The organism is Desulforapulum autotrophicum HRM2, assembly GCF_000020365.1.
Lineage (GTDB): Bacteria > Desulfobacterota > Desulfobacteria > Desulfobacterales > Desulfobacteraceae > Desulforapulum > Desulforapulum autotrophicum.
Window position 1 is genome coordinate 3,070,882 of record NC_012108.1, and the last position, 15,836, is coordinate 3,086,717.

Consider the following 15,836-nt stretch of genomic DNA (forward strand, 5'->3'; position numbering starts at 1 on the left):
GGCTAAAGAGTTCGAATCACTCCCTGGTAAACCGGTCGTCGGCTCGAACCGATTGGGCCGTTAGGCGGGCAGCATCAATCCACCCAGCTTTGGAACCTGGGAATGCATCAAATTGAGGGACATAGGGTTTAATGTCGATCAAGGGGGTCTTGTCCACAATATCAACCCCCTGGACAAGGAGAATATTCTTTTCAACCCCGAGGAGACGAACAATGGACAGCCCAATGGGATTGGGACGCTTGGGTGCCCGGGTGGAAAAAAGCCCCCGCTTTTGATTGTCCAGAAAAGGCTTTGTCATGAGATCAAACCCCTCTGAAAGGTGAAAATGATAGATCAGAATTATCCTTTCAAACCCCTTCAGATCCGTAAGGCCCTCCTGGAACTCTGGATAAACCTCAACCTCTCCCTGGAATTTATCTGCACCGGCAGGCTGAATGGGTGCCCCCCTTCGTTCCTTGTGGGGGGAATGGATTATTCCTATTTCATTAAAAGTGATCATTGACACCTCCTGGGTATTGTATCAGAATCCATGTATGGTATATTGGATCAGGGTATCAACTCATCTTGGACGATTCAAGGAAAATAAACAGGGGACAATTTTACATGAAAATTCTTGTAACAGGCGGAGCCGGATACATTGGAAGCCACACCTGTGTGGCTCTTTTAAACCAGGGTTGGGAGGTTGTGGTGGTGGACAATTTGTCAAACAGCAGCGAACTGTCCTTACAACGGGTGGAGTCCATCACTGGAAAACACCTCACCTTCCACCGAACAGATCTGCTTGACAGAAAAAGCCTGACAGCTGTTTTCAAGGACCATGCCCATCAGCCATTTGACGCGGTAATCCATTTTGCTGGAAAAAAAGCCGTGGGCGAATCAGTTGAAATTCCACTTGCCTACTTTCACAACAATATCACAGGTACCCTGGTACTCCTCGAGGTTATGGATGAGTTTTCAGTTAAAAACATAGTATTTAGCTCATCAGCAACGGTTTATGGCAATCCCGCCACTCTGCCCATCCGTGAGGATTTTCCCCTGAGTGTCACCAACCCCTATGGCCGGACAAAATTGATGATCGAAGAAATACTCAAGGACCTTTACCTGTCAGACAACAGCTGGAATATTGCCCTTTTGCGGTACTTCAACCCCGTTGGAGCCCATGAAAGCGGACTTATCGGGGAAGATCCCAATGGAATTCCCAACAATCTTGTTCCCTACATTACCCAGGTAGCCGTTGGAAAACTCGACAAAGTAAACGTATTTGGCAATGATTACAACACCCCGGATGGCACTGGGGTGAGGGACTATATCCACGTCTCAGACCTTGCGGCCGGACACATCAAAACAATTCCAAAACTGTTGACGAATCCGGGGGTTGTTACCTATAACCTTGGTACAGGAAGGGGAAATTCAGTGCTTGAAATGATAGCAGGATTTCAGCGAGTCTGCAAAAAGGATATCCCCTTTGTCATTTCCCCGAGAAGAGCCGGTGATATTGCCGCCTGCTGGGCCGATCCATCTAAAGCTGAAAAAGCCCTTGGCTGGCGGGCGGAAAAATCCCTTGACGATATGTGCCGGGATTCCTGGAAATGGCAGAAAAACAATCCCAACGGTTACCAATAGGAGCGCCATGGACAATTTTACTGCCCGGTTCAACGACAGTTTAAAGTCGTCCAACCTCAAGGGTGCAAAACATATCCTGGCAAATCTTCCCGGTGAACCGGACAGGGTGTGCCGGGAAGTGTTTCAAAGGCTCGTACTTGTGCCGGAGGATACGGCCTGGGAACTTCTGATGTTTCTATCAGAAATCAGCTTTAGAACACCTGATATCCGTGGGAGGCTATTTAAAGTCATCCAGAACAGGGCAGAACTCAACTTCCAGTTTCTGCCCATTCTCTACCGGGCCGGAACCCAGAAAATAATCCAAGAATCCACTCCCCTCATGAAACAGGTTCTTTCCAATGAAATAGATACAGGCATCCTCATGGAAACCATCCGGGCCGTGGGAAAATATAAAATTACAGCGCTTGTGGATGAGATCAGCGAATATATCTACTTTGATAATGAGGAACTCAAGACACATACGATTCAGGCCCTTGAACGTATTGGAACCCCCAGGGCACTCAGGCTTTTGGAAAATGCGGCCACAACGGTCAAATGCGACCCGAGCATCCTTGATGCAATTTCTATTTTAAAGTCATCCCCAGACTTGGTCCAGAAAGTAGCACCCCCCAGAAACAAAGACTGCAACAAAGCGGATATTTGCAGAGAACTTGAATCCACGGACCTTGAGACCCGGTTCAATGCCTTTACAAGACTTCAAGTCCTTGACGGAGAAAGTATCCATTGGTTGAAGCAAAATCTTTTGTCGACCAACCATGATCTGGTCATTAACACCATTGAGATAATTGGAACGACCATTTCAACGACAATGGTCCCTCCCCTCTATCGTCTGCTTGCCGATAAAACAATTCCAAACACCATTAGATTTGCCGCCTACGAGGCCCTGGGAGCCTTTCCAGAATTTATTGAACCGGCACCTTTCCTGTTGGACGATATGGATGCCCCTGCCCTCCACCTTCGCATGGCTGCCATCAACCTGCTTGATAAAACCCCCACGGACCTTGTCCTGTCCGAGATTAAGAACCGAATAGAAACGGGAAGAAAAAAGGGGGAAATGCTTGCAGAGACCATACTGGACATCAAGGCCGGAAACATCATTGAGTCTTTGATGGTCTCGGACACCTTTGCCTATATTGCCTCAAACTACCTGTTAAAACAGGCAGCAATCTCTCCCCTCCAGGGTTATATTGACATACTCATGGGCCGGGGATTAACGGCCACAGCAAGTAAATTCAGCCTCACCCTTGAACGAAGATTAAAAGAGAACCGACCCACTGCCCTTGTCCTTGGCAGATCGAAAACCGTACTGGCCGTTTATGAAAAACTGCTCTACCGGAAGGGATATGCACCCCTGCTCTTTTTGTCCTGCCAGGATGCATTAAAAAGCATTGCTGAAGCAGCACCTGAACTCATTGTCTCCGACCTTTTTCTCAACGGGACCACCTTTGTTGAATTTGCCCTGCAAATTCAAAAACACTATCTGCCAAGGGAGCTTACCTTTGTCATCTCAACCCTTCAACAGGCATTCATGGGCAACAAACTTGGGAGTCTTTGCGCCGGAATCGGAGTCCAGGAAATCTTTGAATTTCCGGCAGGGCCCAAACATATTCCCTCCCCCTGGTGAAAAAGGCGGCCCTCCTTTGATTGCCCTTGGCGCCCGCCTCAAGGGAAGCCAGGTGGTCAAGACCCTTGGATTTAAGCCTAACTTCTGCGATTATACCCATGGGGAGATGGATCTCATTCGTCGTGCCGATACCATTTACTGGCCCACGGCCTTTTATGCAGGTCTGTTCAGTGCCATGAACAAAAAAATTTTCCCCAGCGTTAACAACTACGATTTTGCCCTTGACAAGATCAAGCAGACTGCCATGTTCAAACTCCTTGATCTCCCCCATCCCCGGACAAAACTTTTTTATGGAAAGACCCAGAAGCAGCGTATCACCGATCTTTTCAAGTTTCCCTTTATTGCTAAAATCCCAAGGGGATCATCCAGGGGAAAGGGCGTGTTTCTCATTAAAGGGCAAAACGATCTTATCACCTATTTAAAGATTCCTGGCCCGGCCTATATCCAGGAGTACATTCCAACCCAACGAGACATGAGAATCCTCATCATCGGCAGGGAAATCGTTCTTGCCTTCTGGCGCACGGCAGCCGACAACGAGTTTCGAACCAACCTCTCCCAGGGAGGAAAAATTAGTTTTTCCAATCTCCCCAGTCAGGCCCTGGAACTCGCCCTTCAAACGGCCAGATGCTGCAACTGGAACGACGTGGGGATCGACATCATGGAGCACCAGGGAAAACCCATGGTGATCGAGGCCAACATGAAATACGGAACCCAGGGCTTTAAAGCCGCTGGAATCGATTACCAAAAACTGCTCGAACGTCTCATCCTCACTGGAAAAATTTAGGGCCATGGAAATTTTAAAATGCGCCAGACCAACGCCGGATTTTTACCTGGTTTCAAGGCGCGTCAATGGGAGCATATTGAAATATGTGCCCATTGACGTAACGCAGAAAACAGGTAAAAAGACAAGTTGGATGGTACACTTTATTGTTTCCATGGCCTTTAAGCTCTTGCACAAAAAAAATAAATATTGTAGCCTTATCAGATGGCCAAAATAGATTAAATGTTAACCTCTGGAGAGATATTATCATCATGGACATGACTGATGCTATGAATCTTTTTACAAAAAAACGGTTGGACGAAATTTTTCCGGCGGATCGGGCTGACGCCTTTTTTGAGGCCCTTTATGGGGACGCCTCTGAAGGTGCCTATGATATCAGCCTCAATTTTTCAAAAATTGAAGCCGACAAACTCATATTTGAATTTCACCTGAAACAGCGTCCAGGGAAATGCCTTGCCTGCAACCTGACCTATGGGCTTCCAACGGTTTTTTCACGTCACCCCATCATCAACCTTGACAGAATCACAAGCGAAATCAACACCCTCCTAGACGGCACGGCCCTGTGCACGGGCTGGGAAGTAAAAAACACCGTTGAAGTCGACCGTTCGCTTCACCTTCTACCCGTGATATTTTCCATTAACTAAAATCCCCATGGGGGCAGGTCCGACATCTGTCCCCGCTTATCCCTCCCATCCTTTATTCTTCATCCGCCGCCCACTCCTTTAGATACTCATCCACATAGGCCACATCAGGGGAAAGCAGGGGTTCAGGGCTTAGCAACTCATACCCGATGGTATTGATCTGCCCACCAAGCAGATCAAAAAAAGCCTCCTCAATATCCGCTGCTTCATTGCTTCTACTCGCACCGGTCACCTGCTCTGTCAGGTAGCCGACAGGGGTAAATGCTGAACATACAGCCATCTCCCACTCCTTGGGAAAATTCAAAATTTTCCAGGGTGTCAGTTCCGGGGGCTTTAGAATGTTCGTTTTCCTGGGGTTAAAGGGTGCCGGGACAAGCTTCATTTTTCTCTCATCCCATTCCATCAACGCCTTTAACAGCGATTTCAAGTCATCTGAAAAGATCCATTCATCAAGGGCCAGCAAAACAGTTGGATACTCACTGCTTGTCAGGGCATACCGGAACGGACCCTGTTTTTGCCAGAAAAGTTTAAAATCACGGGATTCAGATAAGATTTTTCGTTGCACTGGCTTGGTCATAAATGCTTCCTTTTAACTATTGATTGTTTTCAATCAGAATACCAGAAGCCACTGTTTTTGAACATGGAAAAAGTTTATCCTTGACCCCTGAAAGGTTCTCTGTTAACCATCCTTACAAAAACAGGTTAACCATCCATGGAGCAGGAGTTATGAAGGATAAAGTTTTAATGCATCTGGCCTGGGCCAACGACAAATTTGTCTCAGGCGTTGAAATGAGCAACGCCCTCGACATCTCCAGGGTGGCCGTTTGGAAACACATTAAAACCCTTGTAAACGAAGGGTATGACATTGAATCCTCCCCCAGGGGATATGGTTTAGCGACCTGTCGTGACCTTGTCCGTTTCAGCCTTGAGCGAACCACAGAAAACATCCTTTTTTCCCCCAGCATTGACTCCACCATGGACGAGGCAAGGCGCCTTGCAAGGGAGGGGGTCCCCCATTTTACAGTGGTGATTGCTGAACAGCAGACAAAAGGAAGGGGAAGACTCAACCGCGCCTGGTCCTCCCAGAAGGGGGGACTGTGGTTCACCATCATCCTCAGGCCGGATCTGCCCCCCCAGTTAAGTTTTAAGGTCAATTTTGCCGCATCCCTGTGCCTTGCCAAGACATTGAACCAACTATTTAACATCAACGCAAAGGTCAAATGGCCCAATGATATTCTGATCAACAACCAGAAACTTGTGGGCCTTTTGTCCGAGATGGAGACCCGGGGAGACATGATCTCGTTTGTCAACGTCGGCATCGGAATCAATGTCAACAACCAGCCCGAAAAGGAACAGCCCAATGCCGTCTCCATTTCAACCCTTCTAGGCCAAAAGGTATCAAGGACAAAAATTCTGGCGGCATTTCTTGACCGGTTCCAAAGGACCCTTGACAATATCCTTGAACGAAACATCATTGAATTGTGGAAAGAGCAGACTGCAACCATTGGACGACAGGTCAGGATCGAGACCTTCAAAGATCATTTCCAGGGACTGGCCCTTGATGTGGATGACACAGGCGCCCTTATCCTCATGGACGAGGACCATACCACAAGACGGGTGATTTACGGAGACTGCTTTTACCAGGAGACCCAATCATGAATTCCAACGACCAGCTCAGAAAAACCGTGTACGCCGCCCTGTTTGCGGCCCTCATTGCCGCGGGTGCCTTTATTGCCATCCCTGTGGGTCCTGTCCCCATTGTGCTCCAGAATCTTTTTGTCCTGCTTGCCGGTTTGATCCTTGGCCCCCGCTGGGGGGTCTACAGCGTGGCCCTATACCTGCTCATGGGCGGATTCGGATTTCCCGTGTTTGCCGGGGGAACCGGGGGCATCGGGCGGCTTTTCGGACCCACCGGTGGGTATCTGATTGGTTATCTGCCAGCAGTTTTTGTTGCAGGCCTTGTTTCACATCAACTCAAAAAAACCCGAACCGGTGATGCAGTCGCCATGGTTGCAGGGTCTGTCATTGTCTATGTGTCTGGTGTTCCCTGGCTTAAATTTGCCACGGGTATGGCCTGGGACAAGGCATTCATGGCTGGTATGGTTCCGTTTATTCCAGGTGATCTGATTAAAATCGGTGCCGCAATCTTTGCCGCCCGAATCATAAGACAGGTGGTGAAATGAAAGAACATCCCCTGATTGAGATCGATCAGCTCTGCCACGATTACGACGGCAAGGGCAACGGAATCAAAGGTATCAGCCTCCAAATCTTCAGACAGGAGTTTATTTTGGTGGCCGGCCGGAACGGTTCAGGTAAAAGCACCCTGTTCCGACATCTTAACGCCCTTTTGATGCCGACCACAGGAGAGGTACGCGTCAACAACATCTCTACACGCACCAACCCCCTTTCAGCCACAAAAAGCGTTGGCCTTGTTTTCCAGGACGCCGATACTCAAATTGTGGGGGAGACAGCTTGGGATGATATTGCCTTTGGACCGGAAAACCTGAAGCTCTCCCGGGAAAAAATCCACGACCGGGTAGAATCCGCCCTTGAAGCCCTTGGCCTTGAGACCCTGGGAGATCGAAATCCCGCATCCCTTTCGGGTGGGGAAAAACGCCGCCTTGCCATTGCCGGGGTCATGGCCATGGCACCCGAGGTGCTGGTGCTGGACGAACCTTTTTCCAACCTTGACCATGCAGGCACCCTTGACCTGATCGCCTGCATTGAGAAACTTCACCGTTCGGGCTGCACAATCATTCTTTCCACCCATGAGATTGAAAAGGTGTTTACCCTGGCAACCCGGATGATCATCCTTGATCAAGGCAAATTAGTTGCAGACGACACCCCGCACCTTCTCCTCAAACAGCTTGAAACCTTTGGCGTGAGGGAACCCTGCGCCTCACGCCTTGGCCTGGAGGTTCTGCCTTGGGCCGAGTGAACGCCTTTGCCTATGTAGCATCAGACGCCTTTCCCAATGGTCTTGATGTCCGTTATAAACTCTTCTGCATGAGCTTCATGGGCATTGCAACCCTCCAGGGCGGTCTACTGGTTCTTGCACTGAACTCGGCCATTGTCCTTGGATTGACAGCCTCCCTCAAGTTCAAGCCCCTCCCCTTTTTAACCCAATTAAAACCCTTTTTTTTACTACTGACCCTTGTTTTTGTCTCACAGTCCATCACCACCCCCGGACAGACAGTTATGGAGGTCTGGGGAATAACGGCAACCCGCCCGGGAATAATTGCCGGGGCCTTTATCTCGTGGCGGTTTCTGATTGTAATGATCCTGGGTATCGTGTTTTCAAAAAGCACAAAACCCTCCCAGGTCAAGGGCGCTGTCCAGTGGTTCCTCAAACCCATTCCCCTTGTTCCACAGGCCAGGGTTGCCGTGATGGTCAGCCTGTTTTTAAGGTTTTTGCCCCTGATTGTCAAACAGGCGTCGGAAGTCTCCCAGGCCCAGCAGGCACGCTGTTCTGCGCTTCAAAAGAATCCATTCAAACGCACGATCAACCTTTCCATACCACTTTTAAAAAAAACCTTTCAATCGGCAGACCAACTCGCCATTGCCATGGCAGCAAGGTGTTACAATGACGATCGAACCGATCCTGTGTTTTTTTCTTCAAGTTACGACACCAAAGCCCTTGGGGTTTGCCTGTTTGTTCTGGGTTTGTCCTTTCTGGCCTGACAGGTAGAACCCGGGACAATATCCTTCTGGAAGGAAGAGAGAGTAGAGTAAAGAAGAATAGAGAATACAAAAAGGGGTTAGAGAAATTAACTTTTTTCTCTAACCCCTTTATTTAACAATGGTACCGAAGAAAGGGCTTGAACCTTCACGCCTCGCGGCACTAGATCCTAAGTCTAGCGTGTCTACCAATTCCACCACTTCGGCGAATGCTTAGAAAAACAGATAGGTCAGAAAAAGATGGTGCCGAAGGGGAGACTCGAACTCCCACGAGCGTGCGCCCACTTGTCCCTGAAACAAGCGCGTCTACCAATTCCGCCACTTCGGCCCGCCTTTATTCCAACCCGACGCAAACCAAAAAAGCATTGATTTGCGTCAATAGGTGTTCTATATATAGAGCTTTATGGGCTTTGTCAAGCCCATTTATGCTTTTACAAACAAAGGACATTATGGAACTGATAGAAGACCTTAAATTTATAAAAACCCCTTTTAATAAGGCTGTCATCACCATTGGCAATTTTGACGGGGTTCACAAGGGCCACCAGGCCATTTTTCACCAGGTCATAGAAAAGGCCGAGGAGATCGGCGGCACTTCGGTCGTCATGACCTTTGATCCCCATCCCTTAAAGGTGCTGGGGCACAACGGGCCACCCTTGATTACGCGAAAAGACCAGAAGATAGAACTGATCTCGGCAACCGGCATTGACAAGATTCTCTGCCTTCCCTTTACCCGGGAATTTGCAGCAATTTCAGCCCAGGAATTTATAAAGGACCTTCTTATCAATCAACTGGGCATGAAGGCCATTGTGGTGGGGTTGGATTACTCGTTTGGACGAAACCGGGAGGGTAACCTTGAACTCATGCAAAAGGCAGGAAAGCAACTTGGATTTGAGGTCCTCATTGCCGACTGGATCAATGACACTGAAACCGGAAGTGAAAGAATCAGCAGCACAAGAATCAGGGAGCTTGTCATGGAAGGCCGGGTGGATGAAACACCCAAATTCCTTGGCAGATTCTACCAGATCAGGGGCAAGGTGGTAAAGGGTCGTCAACGGGGAGGCAGCAAGCTAGGTTTTCCCACGGCAAACATCAAACTCCACGATGAACTCAGCCCCAAGATGGGGGTCTACGCAGTCACCGTCGAAACGCAAACCGGCAAATTCAAGGGGGTTGCAAACATCGGATACAGCCCAACCTTTGACGACCATATTTTTACCATTGAGGTTCACCTTCTGGATTTTGCAGGAGATCTATACAATACCAGGATCCGGATCAATATGATAAAAAGACTCAGGGATGAAAAAAAATTCTCAAATCTTGAAGAACTTTCAAACCAGATTCGAAACGACATTCAACTGGCAAGGGAGATCCTTGCCTAATATAACCGGCATCTGGAGCAGAGTCTCTGCCCCGGCCACAACGACATTTGAAACGCCTCTGCAGGTGATGCCTCAGTGGGTGTTTCATTTAAAATATTTATAGAGGTAGTTGACCACCATGGCTTTACTTGAAATTTATCAGTACCCTGCAGCAGTTCTGCTTAAAAAAGCGTTGCAGGTTGAGACCATAGACGACACCGTGATCAAACTTGTGAACGATATGGGCGAGACCATGTTTGAGGCTCCGGGTGTCGGCCTTGCAGCCCCCCAGGTGGGACAATCCCGAAGGATTATCGTATATAACCCCCAGGCGGGGAGTTCCAATGCCAATGAGGATACAAAAGAATTCAAGGCACTTATCAACCCAGAGATTATTGCATCATCGGGCAGCATCGTGTCTGAAAACGAAGCCTGCCTGAGCGTGCCAGATTACAGCTGTAATGTGAAACGATTTGAAACCGTTACAGTCAGGGGCTTAAACCTTGAAGGCAAAAAACTTGAATTTGATGCCCAGGGCCTTTTGGCCGTGATCATGCAGCATGAAATTGATCACCTGGATGGTATTCTCTACATCGACAGGATCAGTACTCTTAAGCGAAATATGTACAAAAAAAAGGTGAGAAAGGGGCTGACCAACCATTGAAAAAACCATTTAAAATAGTGTTCATGGGAACCCCTGACTTTTCCGTGCCCCCCCTTTTGGCACTGGCAAAAGCGGGTCATGAAATTCTGCTGGTAATCACCCAGCCGGACCGACCCAAGGGACGGGGGAAAAAAATGGTGCCGCCGCCGGTCAAGGTAGCGGCCCAGGAACTGGGGCTAAGGGTGATCCAGCCGGAGAAAATGGGCACCCCTGGGATCAAAGAGACCCTTTTGGCCCTTAAACCAGATCTCTTTGTGGTGGTGGCCTTTGGTCACAAACTCTCCCAGGATATCCTGGACATCCCGGCCATTAATCCCATTAACATCCACGCCTCCCTGCTTCCAGCCCACAGGGGGTCGTCTCCAATCCAGGCCGCACTGCTCAACCAGGATCAAGAAACCGGTGTGACCACCATGTTCATGGATAAGAATCTTGACACAGGAGATATGCTTCTCAGGTCTGTCACGCCAATCCAGGTGTCAGATACCGCCCAGGATCTCCACGACCGGCTATCCGCCATGGGCGCAGATCTCATCGTCAAGACCCTGGATGCACTGGCAGATGACCAACTCACCCCCATCCCCCAGGACCATGCCCTTGCCACCCATGCGCCCATGCTGAAAAAATCCGACGGCAGGATCGACTGGACCCTGTCGCCGGAAAAAATCTCAGCCCATGTAAGGGCAATGACCCCCTGGCCGGGTGCTTTTACCCATTTAAACGGTCAACGCCTGAAGATTTTTCGGGTAACCTGTCACACGACTCCTACCAGGGCCGAACCTGGAACCGTACTTGACTGTGATGACCAGGGGATCCTTGTGGCTGCAGGCAATGGAACCGTTTCCATTGTTGAACTCCAGGGGGCCTCAGGAAAACGGCTCACAGCCGCTGATTTCCTCAGGGGAAAACCCGTTAAACCGGGCGTGGTGCTCCATGGTTGAAAAAAGACGCCCTATAAAAACAGAACCGATCAAGGACCCAAGATTTCTGGCCCTGACCATTCTCATTGAAAACGAAAGTTCAAAATTCACTCTGGACAAAATCCTTGAACGTTATTCAGCCCAGCTTGAATCCCTCGCACATCGGGACAGAGCCCTTGCCAATGCCATTATTTACGGCACCCTCAGGTGGAAAGAGCACCTTGACTGGCTGATCACTCCTTTTTCAAAAAGACCCCTTGACCAGATCGAACCAGCCATATGCTACACCCTTCGAACGGCATTATACCAGACTGTTTTCATGGATAAAATCCCTGTCTCAGCCGCAGTCAATACAGCGGTCAATGCAGCGAAAAAATTATCAAACACCGGGGCTGCGGGTTTTGTCAATGCCGTACTCAGAAAGGCAACCACCCGGTACATGGACGTTGCCATGCCCGACAGCAAGAAGGATCCGGCCCTGTTTATTTCAAAAAGCCAATCCATTCCCCTGTGGCTTTCCCGGCGATGGATACGACGGTTCGGCCTTGATGCATCCATCGCCCTCCTTGATGCCATCAACACCATCCCCCCCATCACCCTGAGGGCCAACACCCTTCGAACAGACAGGGCATCCCTTGCAACGGCCCTGGAACCCCATGTCGAAACCATTGTTCCCACATTTCACACCCCTGACGGCCTGTCTGTCACGCGGCCCAGAACCCCCCTGCACCTCACCACGGCGTTTAAAGAAGGGCTGTTCCAGGTCCAGGACGAAGCCACCCAGATCGTCACCACACTTCTTGCCCCACAGCCTGGTGAGAGAATCCTTGATGCCTGTGCAGGCCTTGGCGGGAAAACCGGGCACATGGGCCAGATCATGAACAACCAGGGCAAGATTGAGGCCTGGGATCTTGATGCTCGAAAACTTGCCGTCCTTGGCAATGAGATGAAACGGCTGGGCATTACCAATGTCACAACAAAACAGATGGATGCCCTGGACATTGATCCTGCAGAATGCAATACCCCCTTTGACAGGGTTCTGGTCGATGCACCGTGTACCGGCCTTGGGGTATTGAGGAGAAACCCGGACGCCCGTTGGCGCCGTACCCTGGGAGATATCAAACGTCTGGCTGATCTTCAGAAAAGAATCCTTAACAACCTTGCAGATCTTGTAAAACCCGGCGGGATACTCGTCTATGCCGTCTGCTCGTGCGAGCCCGAGGAAAATGAAGGGGTGATTGACTGGTTTTTAAATAACCAGAAGTCCTTCGCCCTTGTTCCACAATCCCATGACCTGGCGTCCCAGGATGGGATTTTCAAAACCTATCCCCACCCCCTTGGCATGGACGGTTTTTTTGCCGCAACCATGAAAAAAAACTAAATATACTTCAGGAGATTTACCATGGCAATCATTGCACCTTCCATACTGTCGGCTGACTTCACCATACTTGGAAAAGAGATTTCAGCCGTTGAAAAAGCCGGGGCTGACTGGATACACATCGACGTCATGGACGGCAGTTTCGTTCCAAACATAAGCTATGGGCCAATCATTGTGGATGCCTGCAAAAAGGTCACCACCCTGCCCCTGGATGTTCATCTCATGATCGAGCATCCAGACCACCTTATTCCCGATTTTGTCAAGGCAGGGGCAGACCTCATATCTGTCCATGCCGAGGCATGCACCCACCTGCACAGAACCGTACAGCTGATCCAGGAGTCAAAGGTCAAAGCCGGAGTGGCCGTAAATCCGGCAACCCCCCTTACCTGCCTTGAGTGGATCATTGAAGAGCTTGACTTTGTTCTGCTCATGAGCGTCAATCCAGGGTTTGGGGGCCAGAAGTTCATCCAGTCAACCCTTGACAAGATTGAGCAACTCGCCGCCCTGATCGAAGAGACCGGCTCCAGGGCCATCATCCAGGTGGACGGTGGTGTGGGACCGACCACCATCAATGGTGTGGCAAAGGCGGGGGCCACCTCGTTCGTGGCAGGATCCGCCATCTTTAGCACCCCTGATTATGCACAGACCATTACAATGCTTCGCCAACAGGCAGAAGTCTCAGCCGGAGCATAATATGACCCCAGACAGCAAAAGATACAGCATCGTTGTCATCCACGGACCAAACCTTAACATGCTCGGCCAGCGGGAGCCTGAGACCTATGGGGTTGAAACCCTTGACACCATCAATCAGGCCCTGAAAGCCCTTGGCTGCCAGCTTGGCATTGAGGTCACCGACTTTCAGTCCAATTCTGAAGGTGCCATCGTGACCGCCATACACCAGGCCTTTGAACAAAAAATCGACGGAGTCATCATCAACCCAGCAGCCTATACCCATACAAGCGTTGCCATCAAAGATGCCCTGCTTCTGCTTCACTGCCCTGTGATTGAGGTTCACCTCTCCAATATCTACAAAAGGGAAGCATTTCGACACCAGTCCATGGTATCGGATGTGGTCACAGCCCAGATAACGGGCCTTGGCTCCCTGGGCTACAGGCTCGCCCTGGGGGCTTTGAAAGAGCTGATGGGATGAATCAGAGGATTGTTATACTTGTGGCAACCCGGATGGAAATTGCCCCCTTTCTTGAACATTGCGGGATCATACAAGAAACCTTCTCCCCTGTGGGAAGGGCCATCATTGAGCTCAGCGTTGCAGGACAACAGGCCACGGTCGTCATCACAGGACCCGGCGTTGTCAATACAGCCCAGGCCCTGACAGGGGCCATGGAGGCCTTTAAACCGACACTGGTCATTCAGACAGGCATTGCAGGTGTGTTTGACCAGGCAGGTCTTGAGCCGGGGGACGTTGGCGTTGCAGATTCAGAAACCTACGTTCCCACGGGGGTTGAAAACCCCCTGTCCACCCACAGATTTTTTCCCCTGCCCTTTGATCTTGTGGACGGCCAACCCGAAAGCCGCCAGGGAAAATTCTCTGTCAATCAGGAACTTGCCAGCCATGGATTGGAAATTTTAAAACAAGGTTTTTCCAAAACTGAGTTAACCATCGTCAAGGCAGGTTTTATCACCGTATCCACGGTCACGGCCAGCGACACCACAGCAAACAGGCTCTACGCCACATTTCAACCGTGCATGGAATCCATGGAAGGGGCAGCATCGGCCCAGGTGGCAACCCTTTACAATGTCGATTTCATGGAGATAAGGGCAGGTTCAAACAGGGTTGGCAATCGAGACAAACAACTCTGGCAAATTGACCTTGCCACCCAACGCGCATCCCGTGCACTCTATCTATTTCTTAAAGATTGTACTTTACACCCTGTTCCGGTATAGTTTTTACACCCTGTTCCAAATTGAACCAAGGAGACAATATGATCAAAGCCGAAGATATTATGACACGTGAGTTAATTGTTGTTCAGGCAGACTGGGAAATAGCAAAGGCCGTTGAGATTCTGCTCTCAAACCATATTAACGGCGTACCGGTTGTCGATGAAAATGGAGACCTCAAGGGAATTCTCTGCCAGAGCGATCTTATTTTCCAGCAAAAGCAGGTTTCCCTACCGCCGATCCTGACCTTTCTGGACGGTATCATCCCCCTGTCATCCTCCAAGCGGTTTGAAAAAGAATTTCAGAAAATTGCCGCTACCACGGTTGAACAGGCCATGGTTCACAACCCCATCACAGTGGGTCCTAAAACGTCAATCACCCAGGTGGCGGCACTCATGGTTGAAAAACACTTCCACACCATTCCTGTTGTGGATCAAAACAAACTTGTGGGAATCATCGGAAAAGAAGATGTGCTAAAAACCCTGGCAAACGAAAAAAAGGGTTGAACCCAATCTCATGAAAAATGCTGAACCTGGTAAGTGCTGAATTCAAGACCGGGTCTTGTCCACTCATCAGGGGCAAGACCCGCCTTAATGCACAGATGGGAGAGGAAATCAGACACCTCGGGAAGCTGTTCCCACACCTGGGGTAAAAATGTAGCCCTGGCCGTCCCCTTTTGAATGACCACCCCGTCCCTTGCCGGAACAAGCTCTAGAGCAATCGCTTCAGGCGTTTGCGGGAATAAAGGTTCAGGTCTTGAAAGAACGCTCACCTCCACATCCACACGGGCAAACTCAGCCACCGTAAGGGCAGAAAACCTTGGATCGTTAAAAGCCGCATTCACAGCGTTACGTTCCACCCCTTTTCTGACCGACTCATCGGACTCCAGACTGCCCATGCACCCCCTGAGCTGTCCGTCAAGGTGAAGTGTAACAAAAACCCCCTGCTTCCGGTCAAAGACCGGCAACTTCAACTGCAGTTCAAAATCCGCTGGCCTTATACGGTCCAGTCCAACCCTGTCTAACCCGACTTTTTCCAGCCCGGCCTTTTCAAAACCAATGCCCAGGCGTTTACCAATGGTGATCCGGGCAAGGAGGGCAAGAATCTTTCCCTGTTTTTCAGAATACCTGAAACCCATGTCTCTGTTTTTATCCATAGGATTACCACCTTGCAAAATATTCCATATCCACCTTTGTCATTTTGGAATAGATCCAAAAGGGATCTTCAGCAAACCCCAACGGAATTTACGTTTTTCCCCATTGGTTCTCCT

The 15,836-nt window shown here is 49.7% G+C and carries 19 protein-coding genes and 2 tRNA genes; 16 read left to right on the forward strand and 5 right to left on the reverse strand.

Annotated features, from left to right (window positions below):
• Positions 1–16: 16 nt before the first annotated feature.
• A complete protein-coding gene (gene tsaA, locus HRM2_RS13300) occupies positions 17–499 on the reverse strand; it encodes a tRNA (N6-threonylcarbamoyladenosine(37)-N6)-methyltransferase TrmO (protein WP_015904543.1) in 483 nt (160 codons plus the stop codon).
• Between the two features lie 104 nt (positions 500–603).
• Between tsaA and galE the strand changes: the two genes are divergently transcribed.
• The 4 genes from galE (at position 604) to HRM2_RS13320 (ending at position 4,672) form a co-directional block, all read left to right on the forward strand.
• Positions 604–1,623, forward strand: coding sequence for a UDP-glucose 4-epimerase GalE (galE, locus tag HRM2_RS13305; protein WP_015904544.1), 1,020 nt, complete (start codon positions 604–606; stop codon positions 1,621–1,623).
• 7 nt (positions 1,624–1,630) lie between these two features.
• The gene (locus HRM2_RS26635) at positions 1,631–3,247 is read left to right on the forward strand and encodes a HEAT repeat domain-containing protein (RefSeq protein WP_015904545.1); all 1,617 of its coding nucleotides are present in this window, start codon (positions 1,631–1,633) and stop codon (positions 3,245–3,247) included.
• A gap of 16 nt (positions 3,248–3,263) precedes the next feature.
• Complete coding sequence (locus HRM2_RS13310; protein WP_232364025.1) at positions 3,264–4,031, forward strand: ATP-grasp domain-containing protein; 768 nt, start codon at positions 3,264–3,266, stop codon at positions 4,029–4,031.
• A 248-nt stretch (positions 4,032–4,279) separates the two neighbouring features.
• Positions 4,280–4,672 (forward strand): hypothetical protein, encoded by a 393-nt coding sequence (locus HRM2_RS13320; protein ID WP_015904547.1) that lies wholly within the window; start codon positions 4,280–4,282, stop codon positions 4,670–4,672.
• A 52-nt stretch (positions 4,673–4,724) separates the two neighbouring features.
• Here HRM2_RS13320 and HRM2_RS13325 read toward each other — a convergent pair whose 3' ends face one another.
• Positions 4,725–5,246, reverse strand: a complete 522-nt coding sequence (locus HRM2_RS13325; protein WP_015904548.1) for a hypothetical protein — start codon at positions 5,244–5,246, stop codon at positions 4,725–4,727.
• Between the two features lie 149 nt (positions 5,247–5,395).
• Here HRM2_RS13325 and HRM2_RS13330 point away from each other — a divergent pair, with 149 nt between their 5' ends.
• Genes HRM2_RS13330 through HRM2_RS13345 form a run of 4 tightly spaced genes read left to right on the forward strand, consistent with a single transcriptional unit; the run spans position 5,396 to position 8,350 of the window.
• Positions 5,396–6,328: a biotin--[acetyl-CoA-carboxylase] ligase gene (locus tag HRM2_RS13330; protein ID WP_041273269.1), complete on the forward strand. Its 933-nt coding sequence runs from the start codon at positions 5,396–5,398 to the stop codon at positions 6,326–6,328.
• Positions 6,325–6,852 carry a biotin transporter BioY gene (locus tag HRM2_RS13335; protein ID WP_015904550.1) on the forward strand — a complete coding sequence of 176 codons (528 nt, stop codon included), beginning with the start codon at positions 6,325–6,327 and terminating at the stop codon, positions 6,850–6,852. Before HRM2_RS13330 ends, HRM2_RS13335 begins: the two co-directional genes overlap by 4 nt.
• On the forward strand, positions 6,849–7,607 hold the full coding sequence (locus HRM2_RS13340; RefSeq protein ID WP_015904551.1) for an energy-coupling factor ABC transporter ATP-binding protein: 759 nt from the start codon (positions 6,849–6,851) through the stop codon (positions 7,605–7,607). Before HRM2_RS13335 ends, HRM2_RS13340 begins: the two co-directional genes overlap by 4 nt.
• On the forward strand, positions 7,604–8,350 hold the full coding sequence (locus HRM2_RS13345; protein ID WP_232364288.1) for an energy-coupling factor transporter transmembrane component T family protein: 747 nt from the start codon (positions 7,604–7,606) through the stop codon (positions 8,348–8,350). Before HRM2_RS13340 ends, HRM2_RS13345 begins: the two co-directional genes overlap by 4 nt.
• Positions 8,351–8,469: 119 nt before the next feature.
• On the opposite strand, the gene HRM2_RS13350 is transcribed toward HRM2_RS13345, so the two are convergent.
• Both HRM2_RS13350 and HRM2_RS13355 read right to left on the reverse strand, forming a co-directional pair.
• Positions 8,470–8,554 (reverse strand) — tRNA-Leu (locus HRM2_RS13350).
• Positions 8,555–8,588: 34 nt separating this feature from the next.
• Positions 8,589–8,675 (reverse strand) — tRNA-Leu (locus HRM2_RS13355).
• A gap of 121 nt (positions 8,676–8,796) precedes the next feature.
• On the opposite strand from HRM2_RS13355, the gene HRM2_RS13360 reads away from it, so the two are divergent.
• From HRM2_RS13360 to HRM2_RS13395, 8 genes are all read left to right on the forward strand, one after another.
• Positions 8,797–9,726 (forward strand): bifunctional riboflavin kinase/FAD synthetase, encoded by a 930-nt coding sequence (locus HRM2_RS13360; protein ID WP_015904553.1) that lies wholly within the window; start codon positions 8,797–8,799, stop codon positions 9,724–9,726.
• A 118-nt stretch (positions 9,727–9,844) separates the two neighbouring features.
• Positions 9,845–10,369 (forward strand): peptide deformylase, encoded by a 525-nt coding sequence (gene def / locus HRM2_RS13365; protein WP_015904554.1) that lies wholly within the window; start codon positions 9,845–9,847, stop codon positions 10,367–10,369.
• Positions 10,366–11,310 (forward strand): methionyl-tRNA formyltransferase, encoded by a 945-nt coding sequence (gene fmt / locus HRM2_RS13370; protein ID WP_015904555.1) that lies wholly within the window; start codon positions 10,366–10,368, stop codon positions 11,308–11,310. The genes def and fmt overlap by 4 nt, the downstream gene beginning before the upstream one ends.
• Complete coding sequence (rsmB, locus tag HRM2_RS13375) at positions 11,303–12,670, forward strand: 16S rRNA (cytosine(967)-C(5))-methyltransferase RsmB (protein ID WP_015904556.1); 1,368 nt, start codon at positions 11,303–11,305, stop codon at positions 12,668–12,670. The genes fmt and rsmB overlap by 8 nt, the downstream gene beginning before the upstream one ends.
• 21 nt (positions 12,671–12,691) lie before the next feature.
• The gene (gene rpe / locus HRM2_RS13380) at positions 12,692–13,360 is read left to right on the forward strand and encodes a ribulose-phosphate 3-epimerase (protein ID WP_015904557.1); all 669 of its coding nucleotides are present in this window, start codon (positions 12,692–12,694) and stop codon (positions 13,358–13,360) included.
• A 1-nt stretch (position 13,361) separates the two neighbouring features.
• Complete coding sequence (gene aroQ, locus HRM2_RS13385) at positions 13,362–13,817, forward strand: type II 3-dehydroquinate dehydratase (RefSeq protein ID WP_015904558.1); 456 nt, start codon at positions 13,362–13,364, stop codon at positions 13,815–13,817.
• Positions 13,814–14,572 (forward strand): futalosine hydrolase, encoded by a 759-nt coding sequence (mqnB, locus tag HRM2_RS13390; RefSeq protein WP_015904559.1) that lies wholly within the window; start codon positions 13,814–13,816, stop codon positions 14,570–14,572. The genes aroQ and mqnB overlap by 4 nt, the downstream gene beginning before the upstream one ends.
• Positions 14,573–14,610: 38 nt before the next feature.
• Positions 14,611–15,072 carry a CBS domain-containing protein gene (locus HRM2_RS13395; RefSeq protein ID WP_015904560.1) on the forward strand — a complete coding sequence of 154 codons (462 nt, stop codon included), beginning with the start codon at positions 14,611–14,613 and terminating at the stop codon, positions 15,070–15,072.
• A gap of 8 nt (positions 15,073–15,080) precedes the next feature.
• Here the strand turns inward: HRM2_RS13395 and amrA are convergent, their stop codons facing one another.
• The gene (gene amrA, locus HRM2_RS13400; RefSeq protein ID WP_015904561.1) at positions 15,081–15,722 is read right to left on the reverse strand and encodes an AmmeMemoRadiSam system protein A; all 642 of its coding nucleotides are present in this window, start codon (positions 15,720–15,722) and stop codon (positions 15,081–15,083) included.
• Positions 15,723–15,836: the final 114 nt, after the last annotated feature.